This window comes from Variovorax sp. efr-133-TYG-130, from assembly GCF_030208835.1.
GTDB lineage: Bacteria > Pseudomonadota > Gammaproteobacteria > Burkholderiales > Burkholderiaceae_C > Variovorax.
In genome coordinates, this window is the sequence record NZ_JARVTD010000012.1 from 180,645 (window position 1) to 194,311 (window position 13,667).

Consider the following 13,667-nt stretch of genomic DNA (forward strand, 5'->3'; position numbering starts at 1 on the left):
TTCCCTTTCAGTAGTCCAGCCGCAGCGTCAGCTTGGCCGTGCGCGGCGTGCCCAGCTTGATCCAGTCCGAGACGAACTGGTGGCTGCCCGTGTAGTACTTCTTGCCAAAGAGGTTGTCGATGTTGAATTGCAGCGCCGCCTTGGCGCTGCCCAGCGCGAAGTGGTAGACCAGCATCGCGTCGACGCGCGCATAGCCCGGCAGCTGGAAGGTGTTGCCCACATCGCCCTGGCGCTGGCTCTGTGCGAACACGCCCGCCCCACCGCTCCACTGGCTGTCGAAGGCATAGCGCGCCCAGAGGCTGGCCGTGTGTCGCGCGACGTTGGCCAGTTGCTTGCCCTGGTAGGTCGGGTCCTCGGTGACCCGCGTGTCGGTATACGCGTAGGAGCCGATGAGCGAGAGCCGCTTGGTGATCTCGCCGGACACGTCCCACTCCAAGCCATGCGAGCGCGCCTTGCCGATGGTGATGGTGTTGTAGTACGGCGCGGTATCGATGGGCACGGAGCCGCCGCGGTTGCGCTTCACCAATTGGTAGAGCGCCACCGTGGAGCTGAGCTTGCCGTCGAACAGCTCGATCTTGTGGCCGATCTCGAACTGGCTGGCCTTCTCCGCCTTCAGCGCGGCCAGCGTCACCGCGTCGCGCCCGTTGTTGGCCGAGACAGCATCCTGGTACTGCGCGTAGACCGCCTGGTTGGGCGCGAACTGCCACACCGCGCCCAGCCGCGGCGTGGTGAAAGAGGCCTTGTTCGGCGGCGCGGTGGTGTCGCTGGCGTAGACGGCGCTGGTGCGGTCGTGGCGCAGCGCACCGGTCAGGAACACGCCGTTGCCGAACGCCACCTGGTCCTGCACGTACAAGCTGGTCCAGCGGTTCTGGTCACGGATGTCCAGCGGCATGGCCGTCGTGGTGTCGAGCCTGGGCGTCATGCCCAGCAGCGGGATGTAGATGTCCACCGCCGACAGCTGCTGGAAGTACGTGGTGCCGCTCTTGCGGCTGTTGTACGTGTCGAAGCCGACGAGCACGGTGTGCTTGACGCCGCCGGTGTCGAACTTGCCGATGAGGTCGACGTTGAACTGGTCGAGCTTGTACCTTCCGTCGGGCCGCACGTAGTAGTAGTAGCGGCACATCGGATTGCCCGAGCCAGTGCAGCCGTCGCCAGGTGACATGCCCGCGCCCAGGTCGACGCGGTAGGGCGTCACGTCCATTTCGGAGGTGTCGCCGCGCACACTCAGCACTTTCCCCTTGATCTGCCAAGTGTCCGACAGCTGGTGCGAACCCTCGAGCTTGAAGCTGGTGGTCTTGGTCCCCGACAGCGTGGGCGAATCGTTGAACTGTCGCGACCACGGCAGGTTGGCCGGCCGGTCGCCGATGGCGGGCACGCCGTAGTCGGTGCGGTAGCGCTGGCTGCTGTAGTCGATGGTCGCGGTCACGCTGGTGCGCGCATCGGGCACCCAGGCCAGGCTGCCGGTGAATGCGCCCAGCTTGTCGGTCACATAGTCGCGGATGGAGTCGGTGCTGTAGTACGAGGCGGCCAGACGCGCGCGCACGGTGCCATCGGCATTCACCGGCCCCGAGGCCTCGATGCCGGTGCGCGAAAGCCCGTACTGGCCGACCGTCTGCTCGAAGCTGAAGGCCGGCACGCTGCTGATCGGCTTGGTCACCACGTTGATCAGGCCGCCCGGCTCGGCGCGGCCGTACAACACGCTCGAAGGGCCTTTGATCACCTCGACCAACTGCACGTTGGCCATGTTGATCGGCACGCCGGCGACCTTGCTGCCGTCGATGTAGTAGTTGGAGCTGCCCGACATCGGCCCCATCGCGGTCATCGAGATGCTCGGAAAGCCGCGCAGGATGGCCAGCGGCTGCGCCGAACCGTTGAATCCGAAGTCGGACTGCACGCCCGACACGTTACGCAGCGCGTCGCCCAGGTTCAGCGCGCTCTGATCCTGGATGACCGACAGCGGCACGACTTGCACGCTTTGCGGGTTCTGCAGCGAGGGCGTGTCCGTGCGCGTCGCGGTCGCGCTCTCGGGGGCCTGGTAGCTGTCGCGGTCGGCGCTGACCGTGACAGGGGGCAGGCTCTGCTGGGCGCTGCCTTGCGCCAGCGCGGGGGCGCCCGCGAAGCCCAGTCCGGTTGCGCACAGTGCGGCGGCCAGTGGGTGGAGGCGAAAGATGCTTCTCATGGGATCGGTTTCTGTGCAATGGGATGGAAAACGTAGGTGCCGCAAGCGTTGTTGCACTGCGGGGCGGCGGCGCCGGTCAACGTGAGTGCCGCGGCGCAGGCCGCGCCGAACAGCACCGCCATGCCGACCCACGGGCGCAAAGCCGCATCGACTTCACGCCAATAGAAGGTGTCGCCGGAGGGAAGGTTCATGGCGCCGCCACGGCCGAACGGCCGGCCTGTGCCACGTGCTCAACCTCACGCTGCTGGGTGGTTAGTACGGGTTGCAGTACCAGACACTGGCACGCCGCATCGGCGGGGCCTGTGCGTTGCACGGCGCTGTCCGTTCTCGGGGCGCTCTCGAGCGCCACACTCCAGCTGGCCCACAGCAACCAGGCGGCAAGGCCGAGGGTCGCGCCGATATTCAAATGCATCAACGCGCGCAGCGCGCGTTCGACGTTGGACATGGAAACTCCTGAAGCCGGACGCACCGGCCCGGCAAGATGCAAAAGATCCGCTGGCAGGCGTCAACGCCGGCAGCGGAAGGCTTCGGACTTCAGGAGATGCGCGGAGGCGCGCGAGGCTGCGCAGTCGACCACGCGAACACGGCGCGCGGTGCTGCAAGGAAGAGTGCGGGCAGGCCGTAGTGCAAGGTCGGCACGAACAGCACCGGCGAAGCTGCGGGCGGCAGGCCCAGCTGGACCGCATGCGACGAGCAATAGGGGCAGTGCGCACGCGCGTGATCGTCGGTCTGCTTGCTCTTCGACGGCGCGGCCGCCGCGCCGTCAACGTGGACCAGTTGCTGGCCCAAGGCCGTGCAGACCTCGATCCAACCAGCACCGCCTTGCGAGGGCTGGAAAGCATGCGACAAGACAGGCGCAACAGAGCCCATCAGGACGGCCAGACAGGCGATCCATGAGATGAGTTTTCTGAAGCGTTGGCCGACGCGCATGGCGGGATTCTAGATGCCTGAATACAACGTTGGTTCACGACAAGGTGCCATCGAAAAGGTGCCTCACACATAATCGCTCCATGCCCGCCCTGCGCCATGCTCGCCAACTCGTCCGCTTCGTGCTGGCGTGGTTTGTGCTGTCGCTGGGGGTGGCGATCGCGTCGCCGATGGTCCAGCCACAGTCGATGCAGCTCGTGTGTTCGGCGGCCGGCGCCATCAAGGTGATCGTGCAGACCGACGACGGCGCGCGCGAACTCGGCGCCAGCCATCTGGACTGCCCGATGTGCATGCTGACCGGTGCGCCCCCGCCCGCGGCGCAGCCCATCGACGTCCCCCGCATTCTGCCGCTGGGCCATGCCGTGCAGTCGATCCCGGCCGCGCGCATTGCCGCAGCCACTGCTGCGCCCTTACCCGCGCGCGGACCTCCTTCGCTCTCCTGACTCGTTTTCGGTTCCGTCGCACGTGACGCTGTCCATGGCCTTTGGCCGTGCGCTGTCGTCGCTCGCTGCAACGCATTTCCCTGCAATGAGTCGGCGCCTTCCTGGCGCCGAAAGAGAGCTTTCCATGAACAAGACCCTTTTGTCGCTCGCGCTCGGCGCGGCATTCCCCTGGCTGGCCGTGCCCGCTTTCGCGCAAGGCGCAGCGGCCGCAGAAGCCGCCGAAGCCACCGCGGACAACACGCCCGAGCGCACCAAGTCGCTCGGCGTCGTCACCGTCACCGGCGGCCAGCCGACCTCGCTGCCCACGCAGATTCCCACCACCATCGAGGGCGTCACGCGCGAGGAGATCGAGACCCGCATCAACGCCACCGACAGCGAGGACGCGCTCAAGTACCTGCCGAGCCTGCTGGTGCGCAAGCGCTACATCGGCGACTACAACCACGCCATCCTGTCCACCCGCGCGTCGGGCACGGGCAACAGCGCGCGCTCGGCGGTCTACGCCGACGGCATCCTGCTGTCGAACTACCTGGGCAACGGCATCGCCAACGGCACCAACTTCGCGCCGCGCTGGGGCCTGGTCACGCCCGAGGAGATCGAGCGCGTCGACGTGATGTACGGGCCCTTCTCTGCCGCCTACCCCGGCAACTCCGCCGGCGCGGTGGTCGACTACGTCACGCGCATGCCGACGCAGCTGGAGGCGCACGTGAAGGTCGGCTACTCGTCGCAGCCCAACAACCTCTACAGCACCCGCCAGACCTTCAACAGCTGGCAGACCAGTGCATCGCTGGGCAGCAGGAGCGGCGACTGGTCCTGGTGGATCGACATCAACCGCACCGACAGCGAAGGCCAGCCGCTGACCTTCACCACCGCCACCCTCGCCTCCGGCACGCCCGGGCGCGCGGGCACGCCGGTGTACGGCGTGCTCGGCGGCCTCAACACCACCAACACGCCCTGGTACATCCTGGGCGCGGGCACGCAGTACCACACGCTGCAGGACCACGCGAAGCTCAAGCTGGCCTACGACTTCTCGCCCACGGTGCGCGCCACCTACACGCTCGGCTGGTGGCAGAACACCGCGAACGGGCAGTCCGCCAGCTACCTCACGAATGCGCAGGGCCAGCCTGTGTACAGCGGCCCGGTGAACATCAACGGGCGCAGCTTCAACCTGGCCCCCACCGCCTTCCCCCTCACCGCGGACAGCGCCACGCACTACATGCACGGCCTCTCGGTCAAGAGCAACACCCAGGGCGTGTTCGACTGGGAGCTGGCCGCGAGCCTCTACGACTATTCGAAGGACACGCAGCGCGCGCCCACCACTGCGCTGCCGCTGGCGGCCTACGGCGGCGCGGGCACGCTACAGGACCAGGGCGGCACCGGGTGGAACACCCTGGCGGCCAAGGGCACCTGGCGCCCGCAGGGCGCACGCGGCGCGCACATCGTCGACTTCGGCGTGGGGCGCGATGCGTACAAGCTCGGCATCGTGAAGACCAATGTGCTGGGCAACTGGCAGGACGGCGCGGCGTTCACGCCCGTGAGCAACGTGGGCGGCCGCACAGAAACCTACAGCGCCTGGGCGCAGGACGCCTGGTCGTTCGCGCCGAAATGGAAGGCCGTGCTGGGCCTGCGCTACGAGCACTGGGAGGCCAAGGACGGCTTCACGGCCACGGCGGCCACTGCGCAGTCGTACGCCTCGCGCAGCGAATCCGACGTGTCGCCCAAGGCCGCGCTGGCCTACCAGTTGACCAAGGACACGGTGCTCAAGGCCTCCGTGGGCCGCGCCGTGCGCTACCCCACAGTCGGCGAGCTCTACGGCGCCACCTCGGGCGGCGCGCTCTCCTTCATCAACGACCCCACGCTGAAGCCCGAGAAGTCATGGACCGGCGAACTGTCGGCCGAGAAGGACCTGGGCAATGGCCTGCTGCGCGCCACGCTGTTCCACGAGACCACGAAGAACGCGCTGTACAGCCAGCTGATTCCCAACGCCACCGTCTCGCGCGTGCAGAACATCGACAAGGTGCGCACCACCGGCGTGGAGATCGCCTACACCGGGCAGAACGTGCTCATCAAGGGCCTCGACCTGGGCGGCAGCCTGACCTATGCCGACTCGAAGACGGTGGCGGACGCCGCGTTTCCGGCCGCCGTGGGCAAGTGGCAGCCGCGCGTGCCGCGCTGGCGCTCGACCGTCTACGCCACGTACAAGCCCGATGCGCGCTGGTCGTTCACGGCCGCGGCGCGCTACAGCGGCCGGCAGTACTCCAACCTGGACAACAGCGACGTGAACGCCTTCGCCTACTTCGGCGCGAGCAAGTACTTCACGGTCGACTTCCGCGTGCGCTACCAGATCGACAAGCAGTGGTCGGCCGCCTTCGGCATCGACAACGCCAACAACTACCAGTACTGGAACTTCCACCCGTATCCGCAGCGCACCTACACGGCCGAGCTGCGGTTCGACCTGTGAGGCCGGACGAATAGAGGGCCGTTCAGTTCACGCCGTGCAGGTGGGCGTCGTCGCTCGAATCATCGTTCTGCGGGACGAACACCATGCCGGTCTTCGCGTTGTAGTCCATCAGGCCCGCGTAGCGGCCCCAGGCGATCATGGTCTCGAAGGTCTTCTCGGGATTGTCGTAAGGCAAGGCGCTGCCGATGTCCTTGATCACGCGCTCGGCCTCGACTTCCTCGTACTCCTTGAGCAGCGCGATGATGATGTGGAAGAGCCGCAGCTTGAAGACCTGCTCCTCGAAGATCGCGCGCTTGCCGAGGCGGTCCGCGGCCACGAACTTGCGGCCCAGTTCCGTGAAACGCACTTCCTGGCGGGGCGTGTCGATGAGGTCGAGGATCTCGGCCGCCTTGAGGATCGCGATCGTCTCGCCGAACTCCTTGCCGATCTCGTCCGAGATGTCGTAGATGTTGGACAGGTCCGGCGAGTCGCTGAGGATGCTCATCAACCCGAGGATCTGGCCCACCGGCACCAGCGGAATGGACTCCATGCGCGTGCGGGCGCGCGAGATCGGCTGGCCCTTCTCGCTCGCCTCGGGCGGCAGGTCGGGCAGCGTCATCGTGGTGATGGACTCGTGGATCACGCTGACCAGCCGCTGGAATTCGGGGTGCTTGGTGTCCCGCGGGTACGGCAGCTTGTTCTCCAGCACGAGCCCGACACGCCCCGGCCGGGGGAACACGACCACGATACGCGTGGCCATCTCCACGGCCTCCTCGATGTTGTGCGTGACCATGAAGACCGAGCTGAGGTCGCCGTTCGGGCCGCGCCACAGGCTGATCAGCTCCTGGCGCAGGTTCTCCGCGGTCAGCACGTCCAGCGCGCTGAAGGCCTCGTCCAGGCACAGCAGCCTGGGCCGGGACACCAGCGCCCGCGCGATGCCCACCCGCTGGCGCATGCCGCCCGACAGCTCGCGGGGGAAGGCCGCGTGGTAGTTGCCCAGGCCGATCAGTTCAATCGCGCGGTTGACCGCGGCGTCGCGCTCGGTGCGGCCGATCTTTTTCGACATGAGGCCCACCGCAACGTTCTGCTCCACGGTCAGCCACGGGTAGAGCGCGAAGGTCTGGAAGACGACCGAGGCATCGGGATTCACGCCGTCGAGCGATCTGCCGCCGGCCAGCGCGCGGCCCGAGGTCGGCGCGATCAGGCCGGTGAGGCAGCGCAGGATGGTCGACTTGCCCGAACCGGACTGCCCCAGCAGCGCCAGGAACTCGCCTTCGTGGACGGCCAGGTCGATGTTGTCGAGCACCTTGAGTTCGTGGTTGCCGGCGGTCCTGAACGTCTTGGTGACGGCGCACAGCTCGGCCACCGGCTTGGCCGGCGCGGGGGAACGGGAGGTTGTGTTCATTTTCAATCCAGCTTGAATCGGCGCTCGGCGAAGGCGTACAGGCGGCGCCAGATGAGCTTGTTCATCAGCACGACGAAGATGGACATCACGCCGATGCTCGCGATGATCAGCGCCGTGTCTCCTTCCCGGGTGACGGTGGCGATGTAGGCGCCCAGGCCCTGGGCCTTCAGGGTGGTGCTGCCCCAGGTGGCGAGTTCAGCCACGATGCTCGCGTTCCACGCCCCGCCGGCGGCCGTGCAGGCGCCCGTGACCCAGTAGGGAAAGATCGCCGGCAGGATCAGCGTGCGCCACAGGTTCCAGTCGCGCAGGCCGTAGACCCGTGCCGCTTCCTTGAGGTCGTTGGGGATGGCCATGGCGCCCGCGATCACGTTGAACAGGATGTACCACTGCGTGCCCATCGCGATGAGCAGGATGCTGCCCCAGTCGAGCGTGACGTGGGCGGCCACGAAGAAGCCCACGACGATCGGGAAGGTCATGTTCACCGGGAACGACGCGCCGATCTGCGCCAGCGGCTGGGCGAACCGCGCCACGCGCGGCTGCGAGCCGATCCACACGCCGACCGGCACCCAGATCAGCGTGGCCAGCACCGTCATGGCGGCGACGCGCAGGGCCGTCAGCGCGCCGAGCCAGACGATGTGTCCGAAGGCGGCCAGCGTCAGCGCGCCGTGCAGCGCCGCCACGGCGGCCGCCAGAGCCCTGAGGATCTCGAAGCCGATCCACACGGCGAGCACGATGCCGGCCGCGCGCCAGAGCAGCTTCTGCCCGCCGGCCCCGAGCCGCACCGGAACCCGCGCGGCCGGATTGGGCACCCGCGACACCCGGTCCTTCAGCGGCAGCCAGAGCCGCTCGCCGATCCAGGTGAACAGGTAGGCGCCGCGCAGCAGGTTGTAGACCCATGAGGTTGCCGGCGTCGCCGATTCGGTCAGTTCGATCTTGAACTTGTCGGCCCACGCCAGCAGCGGGCGCCAGACCAGCTGGTCGCTCACGAGGATCAGCAAGATCATGGCCACCACGGCCCAGAGGGCGGCCGTGTTGTTGCCCTGCGCGATGGCCTGCGCCATGTAGGAACCCAGGCCCGGCAGCTTGATGTCCTTGTTCATCACGCTGATGGCCTCGCTCTGCGCCACGAAGAACCAGCCACCGCCGAAGGACATCATGGAGTTCCATATCAGGCTGTGAGCCGAAGCCGGCAGCTCGACGGTGCGAAAGCGCTGCGCGCGCGTCAGCCCGTAGGTCGACGCCGCCTCCTGCATGTCGTTGGGAATGGTCACCATCGAGTGATAGAACCCGAACGCCATGTTCCAGACCTGTCCCGTGAAGATGGCGAAGATGGCAGCGCACTCGACGCCCAGCAGGCTGCCGGGGAACAGCGCCATGAAACCCGCCACGGTGGCAGACAGGAAGCCCAGCACCGGCACCGACTGCAGCACGTCGAGGGCCGGCAGGATGAAGGCGCGCGCCGTGCGGTTCTTTGCCGCCAGGTAGCCGGTAGCAATGGCGAAGAACAGCGAGAAGCCGAACGCGATCCACATGCGCATCAGGGTGCGGCCCGCGTAATAGGGAATCTGGCTCGGCGAGCTGTCGATCTGCGGCACCGCCGCCGGATCGAAGTGCACGAGCATGCCCTTGCCGAAGTGCAGCGCGCTCCACAGGAGCCCCAGCAGGATCAGCAGGAACAGCGCATCGATCCAGCCGAGCGTACGCCGCTCTTCCACGATCGCAAGCTGGGGGGCGGTACTTTTCATGCGGGCTTGCAGTTCTTTGCTTCGACGATAGCCGCAGCTCTTTTCGAACGAATGAAAAAATGCCCCGCTTCGCGAGGCATCCTGAGCTTGGTGGGGCGGGCTTTTCCTGGTGGATCAGCGAACCCAGTGGCACACACGGTGGTGATGGCGCGCGTCCCACTTGCACACCTTGTGCTTGGGATGGTGGCGGGGCGCGGCGGAGGCGATGCCTGGGGCCAACAAGGCCATGCCGGCAAATGCGAGGATGCCGGCGGAGATGAACTGCTTGGTTTTCATGGTGGTCTTTCTAAGCAATGGCATCGAAGAATGCGTCATATATCAGGTGCCATCCCTCAACGATCCGAGCGCACGCTCGGATGACATTTGACAACCACCCTGGATCGACGTTCGCCTTTCCGGGCCGCGCCTCGCGACGTCAGGCTGATGCGGCGGGCGCGCCGATGATCTCATCCTCCAGCCGACAGGTTTCGGTGATGATCAGCTCGAAAAGCGCGCGCAGGAACGCAGGGCTCATGCCGTGCTCCGCGGCAAAGGCCGCCGCGCGTTGCTGCACCACGCCGATGCGGTGGGGCTGCATCATCGGAATCGCGTGGGTTCGCTTGTGCAGGCCGATCCTGCAGCAGCAGGCCAGCCTTTGCCGAAGGGTCTCGAGCAGGGCAGCGTCCAGATTGTCGAGCTCGTCGCGCAGCGACTGCAGGATCTGCTGGGCTTCTTCGTCAGCCGGACCGCGCTGTTGCGTGACTGAGGTGGCTGAATTCATGCCGGTTCTCCTTACTCGAGTTTGATGCCCTGGCTCGCGATGATCTGGCTCAGTGCTGCCGTGTCCGCGCGCACCCGCCGCACCAGCGTCTCGCCCGAGATGCCGACCGCCTCATAACCATGCTGGAAGAGCTTCTGGCGAACCTCCGGCGATCGGATGACTTCGGACAGGACCTGATTCAGGCGCTGGACGATCGGAGCAGGTAGGCTGGCAGGGGCTGCCGCTGCAGTCCAGATCTCGAGCTCGAAATCCTGCAGTCCCGCTTCCTGCAGACTCGGATAGTCCGGTACGAGCGGCGAGCGGCGCGCAGAGGTCACACCGATCGCGCGCAGCTTTCCGGCCTTGATCTGCTCGTCGGCGAGGCCCGGTGGGAGCAGCGCCAGCTGCAGCTGCCCCCCGATCAAGCCAGTGATGACCTGCGGATTGCCCTGGTAGGGCACGTGCACGGCGGCGATGCCGGTGCGGGACTTGAGGAGTTCCATACCGAGATGGCCGATCGTGCCGATGCCGGGCGAGCCATAGCTCCAGCTGCCGCCGGCCACACGCGCCGCGTCGAGGAAACCGCGGGCATCAGCCTTCGAGACCTGCGCTGTCGTGGCGAGCACGAGGGGCGCCGTGCAGATGATGCTCAGCGGCACCAGGTCCTTCTGCGGATCGTAAGGCGTCGACGGGTTGAGGATCCTGGCAATGGTCATGTTACCGTTGATGAGGATGCCGACCGTGTGCCGGTCGGTGGACTTAGCGACGATGTCCGCGGCGATGTTGCCGCTGGCGCCGGCATGGTTTTCGACGATCACCGGCTGGCCCAGCGCTTTCGCCATGGGCGTGGCCAGCACGCGAGCCACAAAATCCGGAGACGAGCCGCCACCAAAACCGACGACGAGGCGCAGTGGCCGGGTCGGCCAGTTCACGTCCGCTGCGCGGGTGCCCGACGTGCCCGTCGGAGGGGGCTCGGCGCGCACCGCGCCGCTCGGTTGCGCAAGGACGCCGCCGGCGCAGGCGAACGTTCCAACAAGGCACAGCAGGCGCACGGCCAGCGATCGAAGAAGGAAGAATGACATGGCAATGGAAGTTGGAAATCGGACGCTCAGTCTTTCTTCACGAACGCGACGAATCAACTGCTGCTTCACGTGCAAGAAGCCGCGTGCGGTGGCGGCGTGACGCGGACCAGGCCTGTCCCCCGAAGGGGGGCGGGCGGGATTCGTCGTCCTTGCATGCCGCGCAACATGACGGCTCGAAGATGTCTGCAGGGCGCCGTGGGCCCGGGGCCTTAATACACTGAAGATGTGCCGTGCCAGGCGTCGGGCGCCTTCGTCGCCGCTGCACGAACGACCCGGCCTAGGCGGGTCGCCGCTTCGCGGCATACATCCGGGTCGTGCTGGGCAACGCGTGACCCAGGTTGTTCTGCACCACCGCCAGCGGCAACGGTGCCCGCCCCGCCCTGCCCTGCAGGGCGTGCGCGCCGTGGGTATGGCGCAGCCAGTGCGTGCTGGCCTTTCGCAGGTGTTCGGCGTCGGAGGCATCGAGATCCTGTGCGGTGCGCGCCAGGAACGCCTTGATGGCCTGGTAGAGCCCCGAGGACGACCAGGCGGCCGGATGCTCGGCCCCCGTGTCGAAACGCGCCAGCACGGGAACGTCGCGATTGGCGGGTGCGTCGACCCGTCGATCGAAGCCGTGGCGCGCCAGTTCTTCCTCCAGGTCCTCGATCAGTGCCGGCGCCACCGGCACCTCGCGCCGCCCCCCTGCTCTGCCAGTCACCGTCAGCAGCCAGACGCGCGGCACCGAACCGTCGCCCGGCGTTGCGTCCTGTTGTAGACGAAGGTCCCCGCAGCAGGCGCCAGCGATCTCGGCCAGGCGCAGCCCGGTCGCATACAGCCAGTGCATGCCGCGGCGCAACCGTCGACCGGCCTCGGTGTCCCCATGCGAGCGCAACCGCGCATCGATGTGGTCCCACTGCGCGAAGCTCAGGGTGCGGTTGGTGCCCAGCGGCTGCCCGGCCTGCGAGGGCAAGGGCGTCTCGTCGAAGGGATTGCCCGTCACATAGCCCTGGGACGTGAGGAAGGCGAACAGGCTGCGGAGAATGACCAGCGCCTGGCGCAGCGCCACCGGCGTCAGCGGGCCCTCCAGCGGCCGCCACATCGGGGACCAGCGCTGGTGATGTCGCGGTCCGCACCAGGCAACGGGCGGCCGGGCAAGGAAGGCACGATAGGCGGCCGCGTCTTCGCGGGTGAGCGAGGACATGGCCTTGCCGCGCTCCAGCACCGCCCAGAGCAGCAGCCGCTCGGCCTCCTTGCGGTACGAGCGCTGCGTGGCCGACAAGGGCTCCTTCGCGACGCCGCCACCCTTCGCGAGCAGCCACGCGCCGATCGCCTCGTGGTCATTGGCCGCCGAGAGTCGGCACGCCTGCCTCGGCGCGCGGGCGCTCCCGGCACGGCCGTCCAGCCCAGGCGGCAGCAGGAATTTCTCGTAGGGCACCAGCGCCGTGGCGGGCGGAACCACCTCGGCCAGCGCGGCGGGGCCGAGCTGCGCGCGCCGGCGCGCCGCATGCACGCCGATGCGCAACCCCAGCACCTGCTCATTGGCGTGGAGCCAGTCGAGGATGCGCGCGGCCTTGTGCTCGCCCACGCCCGGAACGTTCGCCCACCAGCGCGCGCCGGCGTCGTTGATGTGCAGCACCAGCGCGGACAGCGTCGCAAGGCCTGCGCGTTCGAGCCGCTCGGCCAGCGCCGGATGCAGCCAGGCGGCCACGCTGTCGCCCGGGCGCGGATCCTGTGCGACGAGGCTCTCGAGCCAGTGCAGCGCCTCCAGTTGGCGCTCGATGACACGTGCGCGGCGCGAAGGCTGGGCGCCTCCCCCCGCGCGCGCCGGTCCCGAAGCGCCGCCGCCCTGTGGAAAGGCGGCTTCATACGCCTCGATCTGTTCGGCCTCCGAGAAGTCCTCCATGCCCTGGGCCTGGGCGAACTCGGCCAAGCTCGGCAGCGCGGGTGTCGCGGTGAAGCGCTCGGCGTCGAGCAGGATCAGGCGCGCGGTACCGGGCTTCTGTTCACGGCGCGCGGCGGCGGCGAACGCGTCCCGGATCCAGGCCACGGTGCGGCGCACCGTGCGCAGGTCGACGTGCTCGCCCTCCAGGCGCAGGTAGCGATCCCAGGCAGCGCGTTCCTCGACCCCTTGGGCAAGCGCGCGCATGAACGCGAAGTGGCCGCGATGGAGCTTGCGCGGGGGTGTCGTTTTTTTCATGGGGCGCGCGGCACACTGGGCGCCTGTCGCGCGTGCCAGAACTTCCACCACGGCCGCGGGGCGCTCGCGGGCGGCGGCGGCTGCTCGGCCCGCCTGCCGCGGACGCGGCGTCGCAGTTCGACCTCCAGCATGTGGGCGACCCCGTAGGCCTGCTTTTCGCCGCGCGATGCGCTCGAACGCCATTCGAGTGCCAGGCGCTCGAGCATGCCGTCTTCCAACTGGGCCAGTTCCGCGGCACTCGGCGCGTCATGGCGGCTCATCGCCCCGCTCCCTGCGTTTTGGCGCCGCCGGCTCCTCGTGCAATGCGCGCTCGGCCCCAGGCCGACGGTGGTCTCGAGGACATCCGTGTTCGGGCCGTCGAGCGTACGGCCGCACGCTGTTGCAAGGGTTGGTCCGTAGGATTGGTGGAGGCTGACGCGCCGCGGCTGCGGCAGCAGGCGTGCTCCATCTCCTTTGCGGCACCCGGGCTGCGCCGGCTCGGCCGGCTGTTTTGATTTTGCATAATCATCAACGTCAATTTTAGGTGATCTCTAG

General features: G+C 67.7%; 13 protein-coding genes. 2 read left to right on the top strand and 11 right to left on the bottom strand.

Going from position 1 to position 13,667, the window contains the following annotated elements; genetic code table 11:
* Window positions 1-7 precede the first annotated feature (7 nt).
* The 4 genes from QRN67_RS16295 to QRN67_RS16310 all read right to left on the bottom strand — a co-directional run bounded on the left by QRN67_RS16295 (window position 8) and on the right by QRN67_RS16310 (window position 3,109).
* Window positions 8-2,179 carry a TonB-dependent siderophore receptor gene (locus QRN67_RS16295; RefSeq protein ID WP_285412639.1) on the bottom strand — a complete coding sequence of 724 codons (2,172 nt, stop codon included), beginning with the start codon at window positions 2,177-2,179 and terminating at the stop codon, window positions 8-10.
* A complete protein-coding gene (locus tag QRN67_RS16300; protein WP_285412641.1) occupies window positions 2,176-2,370 on the bottom strand; it encodes a hypothetical protein in 195 nt (64 codons plus the stop codon). Before QRN67_RS16300 ends, QRN67_RS16295 begins: the two co-directional genes overlap by 4 nt.
* Entirely contained in the window at window positions 2,367-2,624 is a 258-nt protein-coding gene (locus tag QRN67_RS16305; protein WP_285412643.1) for a hypothetical protein, read from the bottom strand. The genes QRN67_RS16300 and QRN67_RS16305 overlap by 4 nt, the downstream gene beginning before the upstream one ends.
* An 89-nt stretch (window positions 2,625-2,713) precedes the next feature.
* Window positions 2,714-3,109, bottom strand: coding sequence for a DUF2946 domain-containing protein (locus tag QRN67_RS16310; protein ID WP_285412645.1), 396 nt, complete (start codon window positions 3,107-3,109; stop codon window positions 2,714-2,716).
* Between the two features lie 80 nt (window positions 3,110-3,189).
* Between QRN67_RS16310 and QRN67_RS16315 the strand changes: the two genes are divergently transcribed.
* Window positions 3,190-3,549 (top strand): hypothetical protein, encoded by a 360-nt coding sequence (locus tag QRN67_RS16315; protein WP_285412647.1) that lies wholly within the window; start codon window positions 3,190-3,192, stop codon window positions 3,547-3,549.
* Between the two features lie 124 nt (window positions 3,550-3,673).
* On the top strand, window positions 3,674-6,007 hold the full coding sequence (locus QRN67_RS16320) for a TonB-dependent receptor (protein WP_285412649.1): 2,334 nt from the start codon (window positions 3,674-3,676) through the stop codon (window positions 6,005-6,007).
* Window positions 6,008-6,029: 22 nt separating this feature from the next.
* Here the strand turns inward: QRN67_RS16320 and QRN67_RS16325 are convergent, their stop codons facing one another.
* The 7 genes from QRN67_RS16325 to QRN67_RS16355 all read right to left on the bottom strand — a co-directional run bounded on the left by QRN67_RS16325 (window position 6,030) and on the right by QRN67_RS16355 (window position 13,393).
* Window positions 6,030-7,391 carry an ABC transporter ATP-binding protein gene (locus tag QRN67_RS16325; RefSeq protein ID WP_106937938.1) on the bottom strand — a complete coding sequence of 454 codons (1,362 nt, stop codon included), beginning with the start codon at window positions 7,389-7,391 and terminating at the stop codon, window positions 6,030-6,032.
* A gap of 2 nt (window positions 7,392-7,393) precedes the next feature.
* Entirely contained in the window at window positions 7,394-9,136 is a 1,743-nt protein-coding gene (locus QRN67_RS16330) for an ABC transporter permease (protein WP_081271051.1), read from the bottom strand.
* A gap of 114 nt (window positions 9,137-9,250) precedes the next feature.
* Window positions 9,251-9,412 (bottom strand): HHHH-motif protein, encoded by a 162-nt coding sequence (locus QRN67_RS16335; protein ID WP_172839956.1) that lies wholly within the window; start codon window positions 9,410-9,412, stop codon window positions 9,251-9,253.
* A 139-nt stretch (window positions 9,413-9,551) separates the two neighbouring features.
* Entirely contained in the window at window positions 9,552-9,896 is a 345-nt protein-coding gene (locus QRN67_RS16340) for a chorismate mutase family protein (protein ID WP_081271052.1), read from the bottom strand.
* 11 nt (window positions 9,897-9,907) lie between these two features.
* On the bottom strand, window positions 9,908-10,957 hold the full coding sequence (locus tag QRN67_RS16345) for a Bug family tripartite tricarboxylate transporter substrate binding protein (protein ID WP_285412653.1): 1,050 nt from the start codon (window positions 10,955-10,957) through the stop codon (window positions 9,908-9,910).
* Window positions 10,958-11,234: 277 nt separating this feature from the next.
* Entirely contained in the window at window positions 11,235-13,133 is a 1,899-nt protein-coding gene (locus QRN67_RS16350) for a site-specific integrase (protein WP_285412655.1), read from the bottom strand.
* The gene (locus QRN67_RS16355; protein WP_285412656.1) at window positions 13,130-13,393 is read right to left on the bottom strand and encodes a hypothetical protein; all 264 of its coding nucleotides are present in this window, start codon (window positions 13,391-13,393) and stop codon (window positions 13,130-13,132) included. The genes QRN67_RS16350 and QRN67_RS16355 overlap by 4 nt, the downstream gene beginning before the upstream one ends.
* Window positions 13,394-13,667 lie beyond the last annotated feature (274 nt).